Origin of the sequence: uncultured Gemmiger sp., assembly GCA_944388105.1 — a bacterium.
Taxonomy (GTDB): domain Bacteria; phylum Bacillota; class Clostridia; order Oscillospirales; family Ruminococcaceae; genus Gemmiger.
Genome location: CALXHN010000002.1, coordinates 21257 through 35861, shown reverse-complemented (window position 1 = coordinate 35861; position 14605 = coordinate 21257). Strand labels below are relative to the sequence as shown.

General features: G+C 63.8%; 7 protein-coding genes. All 7 read right to left on the bottom strand.

Features of this window, described 5'->3' with window-relative positions; genetic code table 11:
* Window positions 1-28: 28 nt before the first annotated feature.
* The 7 genes from Q0K17_RS00460 to Q0K17_RS00425 all read right to left on the bottom strand — a co-directional run bounded on the left by Q0K17_RS00460 (window position 29) and on the right by Q0K17_RS00425 (window position 14567).
* Entirely contained in the window at window positions 29-7366 is a 7338-nt protein-coding gene (locus Q0K17_RS00460) for an FN3 associated domain-containing protein (protein WP_294538476.1), read from the bottom strand.
* Window positions 7363-9189, bottom strand: coding sequence for an ATP-binding protein (locus Q0K17_RS00455; RefSeq protein WP_294538474.1), 1827 nt, complete (start codon window positions 9187-9189; stop codon window positions 7363-7365). Before Q0K17_RS00455 ends, Q0K17_RS00460 begins: the two co-directional genes overlap by 4 nt.
* On the bottom strand, window positions 9161-9997 hold the full coding sequence (locus tag Q0K17_RS00450; RefSeq protein ID WP_294538471.1) for a hypothetical protein: 837 nt from the start codon (window positions 9995-9997) through the stop codon (window positions 9161-9163). The genes Q0K17_RS00455 and Q0K17_RS00450 overlap by 29 nt, the downstream gene beginning before the upstream one ends.
* A 103-nt stretch (window positions 9998-10100) precedes the next feature.
* Window positions 10101-11573 carry a LuxR family transcriptional regulator gene (locus Q0K17_RS00445; protein ID WP_294538468.1) on the bottom strand — a complete coding sequence of 491 codons (1473 nt, stop codon included), beginning with the start codon at window positions 11571-11573 and terminating at the stop codon, window positions 10101-10103.
* Between the two features lie 325 nt (window positions 11574-11898).
* Entirely contained in the window at window positions 11899-13095 is a 1197-nt protein-coding gene (locus Q0K17_RS11250) for a LuxR C-terminal-related transcriptional regulator (protein ID WP_366776581.1), read from the bottom strand.
* Between the two features lie 344 nt (window positions 13096-13439).
* The gene (locus tag Q0K17_RS00430; RefSeq protein WP_294538466.1) at window positions 13440-14270 is read right to left on the bottom strand and encodes a Cof-type HAD-IIB family hydrolase; all 831 of its coding nucleotides are present in this window, start codon (window positions 14268-14270) and stop codon (window positions 13440-13442) included.
* Window positions 14271-14276: 6 nt separating this feature from the next.
* On the bottom strand, window positions 14277-14567 hold the full coding sequence (locus Q0K17_RS00425; protein ID WP_294538464.1) for a hypothetical protein: 291 nt from the start codon (window positions 14565-14567) through the stop codon (window positions 14277-14279).
* Window positions 14568-14605: the final 38 nt, after the last annotated feature.

Below are 14605 nucleotides of genomic sequence, written 5' to 3'. Positions count from 1 at the left end.
GTGTGAATGGATGGAAAGGGTGGTTCCCTTATTCGGTGGACGTATGGTCGGTTCCCACAAAGAACTCCGCCAGGTTCTGGTATTCCGGGTCGGAGGAAACCGGTTCCGGTTCTTCGGCCTCCCTGCGGCGGCGGCGATACCACAGCAGCAGGAACAGGCCCAGGAGCACGGCCCCCACCCCGCCGATCCACAGCAGGATGCGGGTGATGGGCGAAACCGCGCCTTCGGTCTGGGGAACGCTGAGGGCGAAACGCCCCATCTCGCTGGTCTTGATGTAGGCCATGCCGCCCGAACGGCGGGCCGTGAACTGGGTCAGGGTCCCGTCATCGTTGATGCGGCTGACGGTGACCACACCGTTCTGGTATTCGGCAGGTATGGCGAATCCCAGTTCCACCTCGCCGGAAGGCCGGACCGTATCCCCGTCCAGGGTCAGCTGTGCTTCATACACCAGGGCGATGTTCTGGCCCAGGCTGCTCCGGACCGAGGTCTGGTCGCTGCGGGTGGGTTCCACCTGCTTGACGCTGAGCAATGCGCCTTCCGGGACCACGCCGGTCTGTGCCGAAAGGACCGTGTTGCTGGCGCTTTCCCGCAGTACCACGTCCGAGTAGGACGGTCCGTCGTCCACGCTGTTGTAGGTGCGGCGGCTGGTCAGGCGGTCGGTCACGGTATTCTGTACGGGTTCGGAATCGGGATTCTCGGTGGGCTGGGGCTCCGGCTTGCGGACGGTGTAGGTGGCCGACTGTACCGTGCTCTCATCCAGCTTGTCACTGACGGCGATGGCCTTGATGGTCACCGCACGGGTGATGGTGATGGGGGCCACATACATGGTCAGTTCCTTCACATTGTCCGCCGTGGGTTCGGTGCCGTCGGTAGAATAGTAGATGACCGCGTCCTGGGTGGCACTGGTGATGGTGACGGTGGTGCCGGTGTCGATCTCCCCGGAAGGAACGCTGAACACCGGGGCCGCCACCTGGCCCGCACGGGTGTAGCGGAATTCCGCCACCGCGCTGGGCGCTTTGTTTTCCACCACGGCCATGGCTCGCAGCACGGTGGTTGCCGCCCCGGACACGTCAATGGGCGTGCTGTAGATGGCGGAGGAGGTGCTGGGGGTGCTGCCGTCGGTGGTGTAGTAGATGGTGCCTTCCTTGGCGGTGAGGGTCACGGTCGCTCCGTCAAACACCACCGCCCCCGTGGGGATGCTGGCGGTGGGTGCGGCAGCCTGGGGCTGGAACCGGTAGGTGAAGGTCTTGACCTGACCGCCGTCTCCGCCGTTGGTCACCACGATGGCCCGCACGGTCACGGTGCCGTCCGGTGTGCCGGACAGGGTGAAGCCGCTGCCCTCAACGGTGGAGGAGGAACCGGCCGCCCACTCATAGGTGGTGTAGTTTTTGCCGGTGCCGTCGGAGAACACATTGGTGACCTGGGGCGTGGAGCCGTCCAGGGTGTAGAAGATGCGGCCGTTGGTGATGGCGGTACTCAGGGTGACGGCGGTGTTGTCGGCAATGACCGAACCGCTGTCCACCGAGATGTTCAGGTAATCCTCCTCCGCACAGATGGTGTAGCCCAAGGAGACCGTATCGCTGGGGGTATACCCGTCCCGCTGGATGTAGGCCCGCACCGTCAGGGTGGTGCCGTAGCTGCCGTCCAGGTTGACGGTGTTGCCGTACAGCTTTTCGCTGTCGGCTGCCTTGGGGTCGGAACCGTCCAGGGTATAGACCACGGTGCCCTCCCCGGACAGTTCCATCCGGGTTCCCTTGGGCACCACGCTGCCGCTGGGCAGGGAAGGTGTGGGGGCGTCCGCGGTGGGCGCCACCGTGTAGTGATAGGTGGTGACGATGCTTTCCACATTGCTGCGCACCGCCACGGCCCGGATCCAGACTTCCTGGGTGATGGAGATGGGTTCGGTGTAGCCCAGGTCCTTGTTGACCACCGGCACATCCCCGTCAGCGGGGGCGGAGGTATAGACCTTGTAGAAGATCTGGGCGTCCTCGGTGGCACAGCTCAGGGTGACGGCGGTGCCGTATTCCACCGAGCTTCCGTCCACCGGGCTGGCATAGACTGCCTGGACCGGAGCCGGAGGCTGGTAGCTGATGGTCACCACATCACTGGCGGCCCGGGAACCGTCCGTCACCACGGCAACCGCCCGCAGGGTCAGGAAGGTGGTGATGGTCTTGGGCATGGTGATGCCTTCCGCCGCGTCATAGGGAATGGTGGAGGGTTCACTGTAGCGGGTGCTGCCCACGGTATACCAGCGCAGGCCTTTGGCGTCGGTCCCGCGGCTGGATTCCGCTGCGGCGCTCCAGCCCGCGTACCATTCGGCGTAGGCCTTGTCCACGGCGTCCGTATCGGACAGATCCGGCATGGTGGTATCTTTGGTGTAATAGATTTTGGCCCCCACCGTACCGCTGGTCAGCACAATGGTGGTGCCCGGTTCCACCACCGCCACCTGGGCGGAAGTGGTTTCGGGGCTGGAGGCAGGCGCCTCCACCTGCGCCAGACGGTAGACGTAGCTGACGGCTTCGGACACCGACGACGACGGCGCCACACGGTCCCTGTCAATGGCCAGGGCGGTCACCGTGAAGAACTGCTGGGTCTCGGTGGCGCTCATGGAGATCCCCTGCTGCACGTCATAGATACGGGTGGCAGGTTCGGTCTGCTGCATGCCGGCCCCGTCCGTGTACCAGCGGGTGCCGTCCGCATTCTGGCCCTTGTCCTCCGGGGCAGCGGCGGCATAGGCGGCATCCCAGGCATCCCGGGCGTCGTAGTTGGGCACGCTGCCGTCGGTGGTGTAGTAGATATCGGTATTGAGGGTGCTGGTGGTCAGGCTGATGCGTTCCCCGTTGGCCAGCCGGGTGGGATTGCTGGCGTCGGTGGTGGGGTTGGCGCTGGGCGCAGCCGCCTGGGGCAGCGGATTGACGGTGTAGACAAAGCTGGCCAGCGGGCTGTTTTCCAGCGAATCATTCACCGAAACCGCAATGGCGTTGAGGATGAACAGTTTGGAATCGGTGTTGGGGACCTGCAGGTTTTCCTCATACCGGATGGTGCTTTCGCTGGCCGGTTCCCAGTGTCCGCCCGAGGCGGTTTCCGGGGTGGCGGCTTCCACCCAGACCACCTGGGGCTGGGTGCCGTCGGTGGTGTAGTAGATCTCGGTATCGGCCGCACCGATCAGGGCGATGCGCTCGCCGATATCCACGGCGGTGCTGCCCTGGGCGTCGGTCTGGGGCACCGACTGCGGGGTGGCCACCGTGCCGCGGATGGTGTAGGTGAAGGTGGTCTCCGCGCCGTCCAGATAGCTGGTGACGCTGCTGGGGGCCAACGCCGCCGCCCGCAGGGTGAGCTTGTCTCCGGAAGCGCCTTCCAGAAGGATGGGGTCCGGATTGGTGTAGCGGATATGATGGGTGACCTGGTCCTGGGTGTCGGTGGTGGTCCAGACCTGGCAGACCGCATAGCGATACTGGGTGCCCACATCCGACAGCACGCCGGTCTCATCGTTGAGCAGGTAACGGATGTTGGGCAGTTCGCTGCTGCTGACGCTGGTGCCGGAATCCACCACCAGGTAGCGCACCCCCTCGGTGGGGGTATCGGAATTTTCGGCCACGGTGTAGGACTCATAAGCGGCAAACACCGGAGAGTCGGCGGTGTATTCGGCATACTGGACCGACACAAAGTTGGCCAGCTCCGGCAGATTGGACACAAACTCCTGGGACAGTTCCAGGGCCACCTGCTGTCCGGGGCGGACCTGGGAACCGGAGGACACCGAGGCGGTCAGTTTGCCCGCATCCCCCAGCCGCTGCACCGTAAAACTGGCCACGCTGGACTGCACCCCGTAGCTGGGGTCATAGACGATCGCTTTGATGACCAGTTCGCTGGACAGGTTGAACTGCAGGGTGGGCGGGTTTTCGGGGTCATACCGGCGGGAATCGCTGCCGGCCACCGGGTCGCTGCCGTTGGTGGTGTAGTACAATTCATAGGGTTTGCCCTGATCGCCTGCCGAGGTGGCGTCATAGACGAACCGGAACACTTCCCCTTCCGCATACAGATGGCTGCCCACATAGGCACTGCCGTCGCTGCCGATCTGCAGTTCCGGCGGATCGGGCGCGATCAGGTTGCTTTGGGTGTAGGTCACGATGTCCGCATTGCTGGGCAGTTTGCCGGAATCGTCGGTGGGATATGCCATGGCCACCACCGTGACCATCTTGTAGTTGCCTTGGGGATACGGGATCTGGGTGCCTTTGGTGTACAGGATGCCGCCGTTGTCGGCGCTGGGGTAGTCCGACGGGGAAACCGTGCTGGTGTTGGTGTAGATCTGGTAATAGACCGCCACGTTTTCCTGGTCGGGCACATCGATGGTGAAGTAGTTGCCGGTGAGCTGCCCGTTGGCGTTGGGCTGGATGGTGGGTTTGAGCACCGCATCCCCCACCGCCACGGACTGGGTGGTCTCCACGATCAGGTCCGTGCCCTTGTTCTGGTAAGTGCCGCTTGCCTGCCGGACGGTGATGGACACTTCCCCGGTATCCAGACTGGTATATCCCACCAGGCTGGGGTCCGCCTGCGCCAGAAGCTTCAGGACAGAGGTGGGCTGGCCTTCCACCTGGCCGTTGTCCACGGTCCACTGGCCGGTCACAACGATATTGCTCTTGGGTTCCAGGCCGCTATCCGCGGGATAGTCGTCCAGCGCTGCCAGATACAGGCTGCCGCTGGCTTCGGTCACGTTGTAGCCGGCCACACTGCTGGCCGCCAGGCCCCCGGCACTGGCCTGCCGCATCCACAGGCAGAGTTTGCCTTCCTGCAAGGCCTTGACCTGCTGGGCGTTGAGGGTGACGGTGGAGGCATCCGCCCCCAGGCTCTGCCATCCGCCGGCGGGCGTCGGTTCGGCACTGTCGGCGGTGATGGTCAGCTGATACTGCCGGTTGGCGTCTCCGGCGGGGAACTCCAGCCGGTACGCCGCCGAGGAGGTGGTGTCCAGCTGGGCGGTGTTCCGGGTGCCGGCCACCGACTGCATGGTGACCTGTTCATCCGCTGCAGAAGGCACCGGCAGGTCGTTCACGGTAACGGCCACCTCCGAGGTCCAGGTAACGGTCTCGGTGCCGCCGCCCTCCGTCTTGCTGAAGGTGAAGTCCTGCGCGACCCTGACCGTTGCCGCGCCCGCCTGTGCCGCCGTATAGATCTTCTTGCCGCTGGGCGAACCGCTGTCGGTCAGGATGTTGCTTTCGGCACAGGTATAGGTGGTCTGGGTGGTGGGTTTTCCCGTGCAGCCCTCCGGCGCGGTGGGTTCCCGGGACTGTTTCAGGGTCAGTTCCAGCTGCTGGCCGGGGACCAGTGATGCCTGCACCTTTTCTCCCGCCGCGGTGGGGGTGACATCCCGCTTGGCGGATTCGGGGGTGGCGAAGGCCGCCACCTGAATGGTGGTCTGCGCCGTGGGGACCAGCGTTTCCTCTCCCGGCTTCACCCCCTGCACGCTCAGGGTGGCGGAGACTGTCAGGGTGGTGCCGGCCGGTTCGGCGGGGTCTACGGTCAGGACGCCGTTATCGTCGATTTTGGTCCCGTCCTTCACGCTGCCGCCGGTAGCGGATACCGTCCATTCGATGGCATCGGTACCGCTGCCGGTGAAATACCGCTGGATCCGGACGCCGAAATCCACCGAACCGCCCTGCTGTACCGAAGATACGGACGCAGGCGTCAGGATGGTGAGGATGGCCGGACGGATGGTGATGGTGCTGGTATCGCTCTTGCCGCTGGCAGTGGCTTTCAGGGTCAGGTCCCCGAAATACCCCTCGGCCACGGTCAGTTTGCCGGCAGCGTCGATGCTGGCTGCCGGGGTACCCCCGTTCATGGGCACATTCACCAGTTCCCAGCTGACGGGGGTATTTTCGGCGGTGAGGTTGGTGCCCGTCACCTTGGCATAGAACTGATAGCTGCCGCCGCTGTAATAGGTCTGGCTGCCGGGTTCGATGTCATTGCCGGTGGTGCGGCTTTCCCGGATATCCACCGACGCCACCGAAGGAACGTACCCCTTCTCCGCCGTGGGTGCGGCGGGGGTAGCATTTTTCCCCTGCAGGCTGGCCTGCAGGGTGTATTCCCAGGTGGTCTGCCCGGAACGGACGGTGATCGGTTCTTTCTGGGAGACGGTGACCTTGACATCCCGGTTGTTGTCATCGTGCTCCATGGTGATCTGGGGGACCTGGTACATCCAGGAAAGGCCCAGGCGGCCGTTGCTCTCGATCAGCCAGGTGGTGCCGTCTCCCACCAGCGTCTGCTCCGCCTCACTCAGGGCGTTCTGTCCGGTGGTCGTATGGTCGGGCGTGAAAAGGCCGCCGTTCTTCATGGTCGTGCCGTTGTACGCAAAGCATCTGGTAACAAAGACGCTGCTGCCCGACCGGGCATAGGCCAGACCGGTGGTTCCCCGGTTGTTGCTGTTGAGTTGAAATCCGTCCACCGGGGTGTTTTCCGGTGCGGTGGTTTCGGCAATGTCATGGGAATAGACCGTCACCCCATCCATGACACAGTTGTCGATCATGGTGTTGCTGGTGATCTCCCCCACCAGGGCGGCTGCCTGCCCTATGCTGTTTTCCTGCCAGTCGGGGTTGGAATGATAGTTTCTGATCTCGCAGGAGGTGACCATGCAGTTGGTGATGGAGTTGTTGTTCGTATAGCCGATCAGGCCGGCGGTGCGCAGCTTGGCCTCATTGCCGGAGTCCACCATGCGCCAGCCCTGCACGTTGATTCCCACATAGCACTGGTCCACGACGCCCCCGTTGGAGCCGCCGCACAGGCCGCCCACATTGGCATCCTGGGTCTGCCACCGGTTGACGACGGCCCGGAAGGTGCCGCCTGTGGGTCCAGCCATCACGGCCACCCGCCGGATCTCGGAATTTTCATTGGTCAGGCCCGCCAGCACACCGATGTGAATGGCCGCCTTGTCGGTTTCGTTGCCCGCACTGATCTTCATCGAAGTCAGGGAGGTGCCGTTTACCATACCGTCCACCCGGATGATCAGGTTCTCCACCTTGCCGCCGCTGTTCAGTGTGCCAAACAGCCCGATCTGGGCCTGATTCGACGCAGTGGGGCGGAACACGCTGCCGTTGGCCAGGGTGATGGTGTGGCCCTGCCCGTCCAGCGTGCCGCTGAAATTTGCCTTGGAGGGGATCTCACCTGTCAGGGTGATGTCCGCCCCCAGCACCACGGTCCCGGTCTCGGGGCCGCTCTTGGCAAATGCCTTCCACTCCGCCTCGGAGGAAATGGTCACAGGGTCTGCCGCGTAGGCGGTGGTCAGCGGAAGCACCGCCGCCAGTTCCGCCGGAACCAGCACCGGCAGCATGAACAGCGCCAGCAGCAGGCTCAGCATTCGTTGCCAGATCTTTTTCATCCCTGCATACTCCTTTCCTGCGGATAGATTGCGTCCAGTCTGGGCGGGAAGGCTTTTCCCTCTTTTTCGTATTCCCGGCGGGCCGCCCGGACCACCAGGTCCATGGTCACCGGTGCCTGTGCGGCCGCGGCCAGACAGGCCGCATACACCGCGCAGGACCGGATGCCGGCGCCGGACAGTTCCAGCTGTGCCGCCAGCAGTTCCCGGTCCAGGCCTTCCACCGGCGTCCGGGGCGGGAAGGCCGCCTGCCACAGACGCAGGCGCTGGGATTCATCGGGCAGGGTGAAATGCACCATGAACCCGATGCGGCGGCGGAAGGCTTCATCAAAATTCTGCAGCAGGTTGGTGGCCAGCAGGATGATGCCGTCATACTGTTCGGTCCGCTGCAGAAGATAGGCGATCTCGGCGTTGGAGTACCGGTCCTGGGCGTCGGAAGCGTCCGACCGGCGGGCAAACAGGGCATCTGCCTCGTCAAAGAAGAGCACACAGTCGCCCCGGCTGGCCCCATCGAAGATGCGGCCGATATTTTTCTGGGTTTCCCCGATGTATTTGCTGATCAGTTGGGACAGGTCCACCCGGTACAGTTCCAGGCCCAGCTCATTGGCCACCACGCCGGCGGCCATGGTCTTGCCGGTGCCGGAAGCACCGTAAAACAGAGCGGTGATCCCCCGGCCGGCCCCGGATTTGTGTCCGAAGCCCCAGTCGCCGTACACGGTGCCCCGGACCCGGGCGAAGGTGCAGATCTCCCGCAGCTGGCGTTCCGCCGGCGCCGAGACCACCAGGTCGGCAAAGCGGTAGCCGGTGGTCAGCTTCTGGGCACCGGTGCGCAGGGCGGCACCGTTTTCCTCCCGCAGCGCCTGCAGGAAGGCGGATTCCTTCTTCTCGCCGCACAGGGCCTGGGCTTCGGCCCGCCCGCAGGCAGCCAGCAGCCGGCCCACCGCAGGGCGGCAGACCCGGGCAGCCTGGGCCCACACGGCCGCCGCGTCCTTTCCGCAGCGGTTTTCCACCGCCCGCACACTGTCCGCCGGGGTCATGGGCTGCACCGTGCAGCACAGGACCGTCCGGGCCGGTGCCGGACCTTCCAGCCCCTGCTCGGGGGCGGTGTACAGCGCCAGGGACAATCCGGCCAGTTCCGGCCATGCATTCCGGGCGTTGACGGCACAGGGAAGCGCGTTGTAAATGCGGCTGTATACTTCCAGATCGGCGGCGGACAACGCGTCCGGCGTTTCCAGAAGCAGCAGGGAAAATCCCTGGCGGACCGCCAGCTGTTCCAGCAGGAACCGCCGGCCGCTTCCGTCGGGACCGCACAGCACCACGGCTGCGGTATCCACCGGCTGTGGGGTGCGGGTCAGGGCCTGCACAAACCGCTCCATCCGTTCCAGAACCTCCTGGGAATGGTAGAGTGTGTCCGGCGTTCCCAGGACCAGACGGGCCCCCGGCCACGGCCGGGGCGTGCGCTGCAAAAGAAAATCCACCGCCGCCGGGTGCAGACAGCCGCCATCGGCGCCGGGGACAAACAAACCTGCCGTTCCCTGCCAGAAATCCTGGCCGAAACCGGCCAGCAGCGAGGCGGCCTGGGCCCGACCGGGCAGAGGCTTGCCTTCGGCCAGACAGGCAATGCAGACATAGAGAAGCAGGGTCTCCGCCCGGGTAAGGCCCCAGGCATCCCGCAGGTGGGCCGCCGGCAAAAAGCACTGCGCGCCCTGTTCCAGTTCGGCCAGAGCGCGCAGCTCCGCGGAAGCGCTGCCGCGCTGCGCGGCACGTCCGGCGGCGCATACAGCCTCCATGTACTGTTCAGTTGTCACGGCGGTCGGTGTTGGCATTGGGGTTTGTCTCCTCGGTACCCGTCATGGCACGCGCTTCGGCCGCACGCTGGGCACGGCGGTCCCGCACGCGGCGGTAATATTCGAACATTTTGGCCTTCTGCAGGTCAAAGGCAATGTTGATCTTGCGGAAAAACAGCTGGCTCTGGGTCTGTTTGCGGACCAGCAGCGCCCCCAGCGTGTCCTGCCGGCGGGAAAGTTCCCGCTCCTGCAGGCGCAGGGCCGCCACCGCCGCCCCGTCTCCTTCCCGGAGTTTGCTGCGGATCTGCTGTTCCAGGCGTTTCTTTTCCTGCCGTCCTTCCTCCCGGTCCCTGGCTTCGCTGCGTTCCAGGAAGGGCATGGTCTTGCGCAGGGTCTCCAGGTTGATCCGCTTGAGATACGGGGCGATGGACTGTTCGGACCAGGGCTTGTTTTCCGCCTTGTACAGCAGCACGGTGCTGTTGCGCCAGCGGCGGGAACTGTACGCCATATTCTGGGTGCCGCTTTTCAGCGCCCGCATCTGCTGGGTCTCCTTCATGCGGTGCTGGTATTCCGAGGCCGCCGTATCGAAGATGGAGGTCTTGATGTTGGCAAACAGAAAGCTCTGTCCCCGGCCCGGGTGGTATCCCATCTGGATGCGGCCGTACAGGGTGTCCATCTTCCACAGCCGGTCACAGCCGTAAAACTCCGGAACCGCCCGGTCCTGCTCGTAGCCTTCGATCCTCTTGTGCTCCTCGAACCGGGTGGTGGTGAGATGCTGCGGCGCGCTCAGCCGCGCAGCGGTTTCCCGGGCATCTTCCCGGGCGGAAGTCGCCTTCTGCACAGCCACGGCCCCATCCCTCCTTTTCCGCTGTTTGCTTTATTTTACAAAAATCGCCGAAACCCGTTAACTGTCCAAAAGTATAGGTTTCGGCGATTTTTATAATTTTTTTCTACAAAAGTCCTTGTTTTTTGGCCTCAGCAACAGCCGCCGTCCGGTTGGCTGCTCCCAGTTTTTCGCACAGGTTGTGGATATGGAACTTGGCCGTGGGCAGCTTGACGCTGAGGGTATCGCATATTTCCCGGTTGGTCTTGCCCTGGGCCAGCAGGTGCATGACCTGCACTTCCGTGCGGGTGAGCTCCGGCGGGTCCGCCTCCTTGGTGACGGGCTGGTACAGCGCCGGATGCAGAAGCGACATCTGCCGCGCGGCTTCCACACATTTGCGCCAGAAAGGCAGCTGCTCTTCGGGCAGAGGGTCCTCCCGGGCACAGCGGTCCAGCAGGGCCAGCATGGCGGCGCCGCGGTCGGCAAACAGGCGCACATACCCGTAAGGCTGGGCCAGGTCCAGGGCACTGCGCACCTTGCCGGCAGCCGCGGTCCCATCCCCCATCCGTTCGCAGGCCAGAGCCCCGTCCAGCAGATACTCAATGCGGTCAATGGGGCGGCAGTCGCCTTCGATCATATGCAAAAGGTCCTCGGTGAGCATGGCTGCTTCCCGGAAGCGTCCCAGCGCCAGATAGGCCTGGGCTTTGGTGTGCACCACATAGGCATTGTCCGGACAGCAGCGGTCCAGTTCCACTCCGTCATACCGGTCCAACCACTGTTCCACCTGGTCCAGACGTCCCCGGCCGATATCCAGGCGGGTGATCAGGGCCTCGGCGTTGGGCAGCAGCCAGTCCGCACCGGCTTCCCGCAGGGAGTCCGCCATGCGGCCCGCCAGTTCTTCCGGCTGTTTGGCGGCCGGGTCCAGGCGATGGAGCTGGATGGTCACGGCCAGACCGGCAAACCGGATCTCCGGGTCCGGGGAGGATTTGGCGGCCGACACCTGCAGGGCCGCGTTGTTGATGTCATTTTTCAGGTACAGCAGTTCGGCGCAGGCCGCCGCCGCGGCGCCTTCCCCGCCATGGGGCAGAAGCGCTCCCAGCATGGGCCGCACGATGCTGCTGACCGCCCGCCAGTTGCGCCCCCACTGGGACAGGTCCTTGGCGCCGCTGAGCACGCTGGGACGTCCGGCGGTGGCGCTGAGCACCACCTGGGGGGTCTGGCCGTGCAGTTCGTTGTACAGAACAGAGAGGGTCAGCAGCAGCTGGGCGTTATCGATCCCCCGTTTAAGGAGGGATGCCGCACTGAGAAGGTTGTCCAGCTTCCGGCGCTCGGGGGTGTTCTCCCGGCTGCGCTCCCGAAGGGATGTGAGAACGGAAAAACCGCGGCGCACCTCTTCACGGTCACCGCGGCCGGCCCCCAGCTGGATCCGGCGCACACTCAGAAGCGGCATGCGCAGATACAGTTCTTCCGGCAGGTCCGCCAGGACCTGGGCGGCGCGCTTGCGTTCCGGCCAGGGCAGTCGCTGTACGTCGGTGCATTCCAGAAGAGCTGCGGCTTCGGTCCATTCTTCCTGTTTTGCATATTCTTCCAATTGATCCATAAACATTCCGCTCTTTTCCATCTCCGACCTCCTGACTGCGTCCGCCGTACTTTTGCGCGGCAGCCATACCACGGCTGTCTGTGCCGCCTCCGGCCAGGACCCGTCCTGGTCGAAAAACCGACTATTTTTTCCAATATATCACAAAAGACAATCTTTGCCATCACCCATTCAGGGGGGTAAAACGGGCCGTATACGGCGGGTTGGCCGCCGCAGGACCTTCTACTGAAAATGCATAAAAAATACCGCGGGGCGCCCTGTTCCGGGTACGCCGCGGCACGGAAATATACAGAAGAATTCTTCCTGCAAAGTGCAGGAAAAGCCTTGTTTACTGCAGCATATACTGCTTGAGATCCTGGCGCTGGCTGACGTTGAGCTTTTGCAGCACCAGAGAAATATAGTGTTTGACCGTGTTGGGAGAGATGTTCATGTGCTCCCCGATTTCCTGGTTGGTCCAGCCCCGGGCCGCCAGCATGGCCACGGCGAATTCGGTGGTGGTCAGGTTGTCCGCCACATCATGTCCGGTGACCGGGTTGTGGATGCGGCGCCACCCCGCCGAGAAGCGATAGGTGATATTGATGATGCGCTTGAAATCCTCCGGCCAGTCTTTCTTGATAACGGCTTCCAGCATGCCGCCCAGCAGGCCGTGGTGCTCGCCGAACCCTTCGATCAGGTTATCCGGCCGGGCCAGGTCCCAGGCCGCCAGCAGGTGGGTTTCCGCCTGTTCGGAACTGCGCAGGCTCATGCAGTCCATGACCGCCACCAGGTGCAGATAGATGGCCGGAATGGGACATACCTTGGGCTGCATGGCCAGCGTGGCTTCCACCACCCCCAGGCTCTTGGCATACGCCCCCTGCAGGTACAGATAGTGCGCCTGTACGTACATCGCAAAGGCACGAAGCCCCGGCGGCAGAAGCGGAAGAAAGGTTTCCGGCGCCGGGGTGGATTCCGGCAGCGGCAGGTGCAGCAGCACCATGGCTGCGGTGCCCACAAAGGCCATGGCCGCCTGCAGCTGGGGGGATACCTCCGATGCCTGGGACAGGGTGCGCTTGAGTTCCGCCAGAGTGTAAGAGGCCCGCTGGATCTGGCCCAGGGAAAGGTTGGCATAGGCATAAATCAGGCAGGCGGAAAGGCGGATCTCCGCGTCCCGGTCCATCAGGTACAGTTCCGTTTCCTGGACTGCCTGCTCCGCCTGACCGCTGAAATAATGGTATTCCGCCATGGCGATATCCCGGCGCGGTCCCACCGGAAGGGACTGCACGAATTCCAGGCAGTGCCCGGGCGCAAAGGGGGTGTTCATCAGCGGCATCAGGCCGGATTCATTTCCCACCCCCGCCGCTGCCGTTTCGGTCTGCGCTGCCTTTTCCCGACGGGGGTCCCCCGGTTTCTGCGCATCGGCCGGTATCTCCCAGGAAACGCCGAACTTGCGGGCACCCGCAATGCGCCCTTGTGCACAGTATTTCTGCACCAGCCTTTCCGAGATTTCCCATCGCTCTGCAGCCTGCCGCACTGTGATGTATTCCATGCCGTCTCCCTCCGTTATATTTTCACATGTTCCAAAGTTCGCGGCTCCGCACACTTTTTCCCCCGGAATGTGTGCGGTCCGCCCCGCTTTTTTCCTCCCGCAGCACCCGAAAATTCCGCTTTTCCGGCCCCACAGAAGCCCTTTTGTCCGGGGGCCGCTCTTTCTGTTCGGAGCTGCGTACAGTTATATAGTACACCCTTTCAACCTTTTTGGGCAAGCCATACCGGTGCGGCCGCCGGCTTCCAGATCAATTTTTCCATCGGGCCACGGTTCTTTTTCCGCTTACCAACAAAAAACAGCCACCGGAACCGTATTTCCGGAGGCTGTTTTTCTTTGCTCTTTCTTTACCGGCGATCCTGTTCCTCCGGGCGGGAGAAATGCAGGCGGCTCAAGGCCACATACACCCCGTCCTGGTCATTGGAGGAAGTGACGAAATCGGCGGCGGCCTGCACACCGGGCGCTGCATTGCCCATGGCGACCCCCAGGCCGGCCAGACGCAGCATACCGGCGTCCACCTCGCCGTCTCCGCAGGCCACGGCCTGACTGGCGCTGAGCCCGTAATGCTCCAGCACCGCAGCGGCGGTATGCTCCTTGCAGACACCGGAAGCCACCACCTCCAGATAGGTGGGGTTGGACCGCAGCACCGTCAGTTCCGGGAACTGGGGTCCCAGGCGGCGCTGCAGGTCGGTGATCGCCTGTTCCGGACCGATGCACAGCAGTTTGTGCACGTCGCCCAGACGTTCGGCACCGGTACCCAGGGAAGCGGCCAGCGCCTCACAGCCGGTGACGGAGGCCTCGTTGCGGATGGCCGGGTGGTTGGGATCCGGGGTCAGCCATGCGTCGTACAGATAGGCGCTGAGGGCGACCTGCGGCCAGCCGTCCAGCACCGCCTGCTCAAAGCGGGCGGCGGTGGCGGCGGGGATGCCCCGGTCATACAGGATATGCTGGTCGGGCATGACCGCCAGCGCGCCGGCACAGCAGATGGCCGGTCCCTGAAAGCCCAGCTGCCGGTAGATGGGTTCCAGCCCTTTGGGCGGGCGGGCACTGGCCAGCACCACCGGTACCTTTTTGCGGTTCAGACGGCGCAGCAGGTCCCGGGTGGGTTCCGAGACGCGATGGCTGCTGTCCAGCAGGGTTCCGTCCACATCCAGAAAAACAATGGAATAATGCGGCATAAAAACTCACCCCTCGGAAGGCGCCTTGGAACCCGGTTCCAGGGACGCCAGAATAGCCTCCACATTTTTCTGGCCGCGGACGATGCTCAGGTGTACCACCATGGTCAGCACCATGAAGGCCAGCCCCAGAACGACCCCCGCAATGCCCGCGGCGATCACCCCGGCGGTGAACCCCCAGGCGGCCAGTGCCACGAAGCAGGCGGTAAGCACAAACAGAATGGTGCGCCAGCCACTGATGGTGCGCAGGGCTTTTTCCTGGCGGCGCGCTTCGTCCAGTGCCTGTTTGGTTGTGAGCATGGGAAAAACCTCCTTGGTGTGATCCACACAAAAGCGGG

What these genes read in the sequence shown, in the direction of transcription:
- Q0K17_RS00445 (WP_294538468.1), bottom strand. Translation starts at nt 11,573, where the DNA reads ATGGATCAATTGGAAGAATATGCAAAACAGGAAGAATGGACCGAAGCC.
- Q0K17_RS00425 (WP_294538464.1), bottom strand. Translation starts at nt 14,567, where the DNA reads ATGCTCACAACCAAACAGGCACTGGACGAAGCGCGCCGCCAGGAAAAA.
- Q0K17_RS00460 (WP_294538476.1), bottom strand. Translation starts at nt 7,366, where the DNA reads ATGAAAAAGATCTGGCAACGAATGCTGAGCCTGCTGCTGGCGCTGTTC.
- Q0K17_RS00430 (WP_294538466.1), bottom strand. Translation starts at nt 14,270, where the DNA reads ATGCCGCATTATTCCATTGTTTTTCTGGATGTGGACGGAACCCTGCTG.
- Q0K17_RS11250 (WP_366776581.1), bottom strand. Translation starts at nt 13,095, where the DNA reads ATGGAATACATCACAGTGCGGCAGGCTGCAGAGCGATGGGAAATCTCG.
- Q0K17_RS00455 (WP_294538474.1), bottom strand. Translation starts at nt 9,189, where the DNA reads ATGCCAACACCGACCGCCGTGACAACTGAACAGTACATGGAGGCTGTA.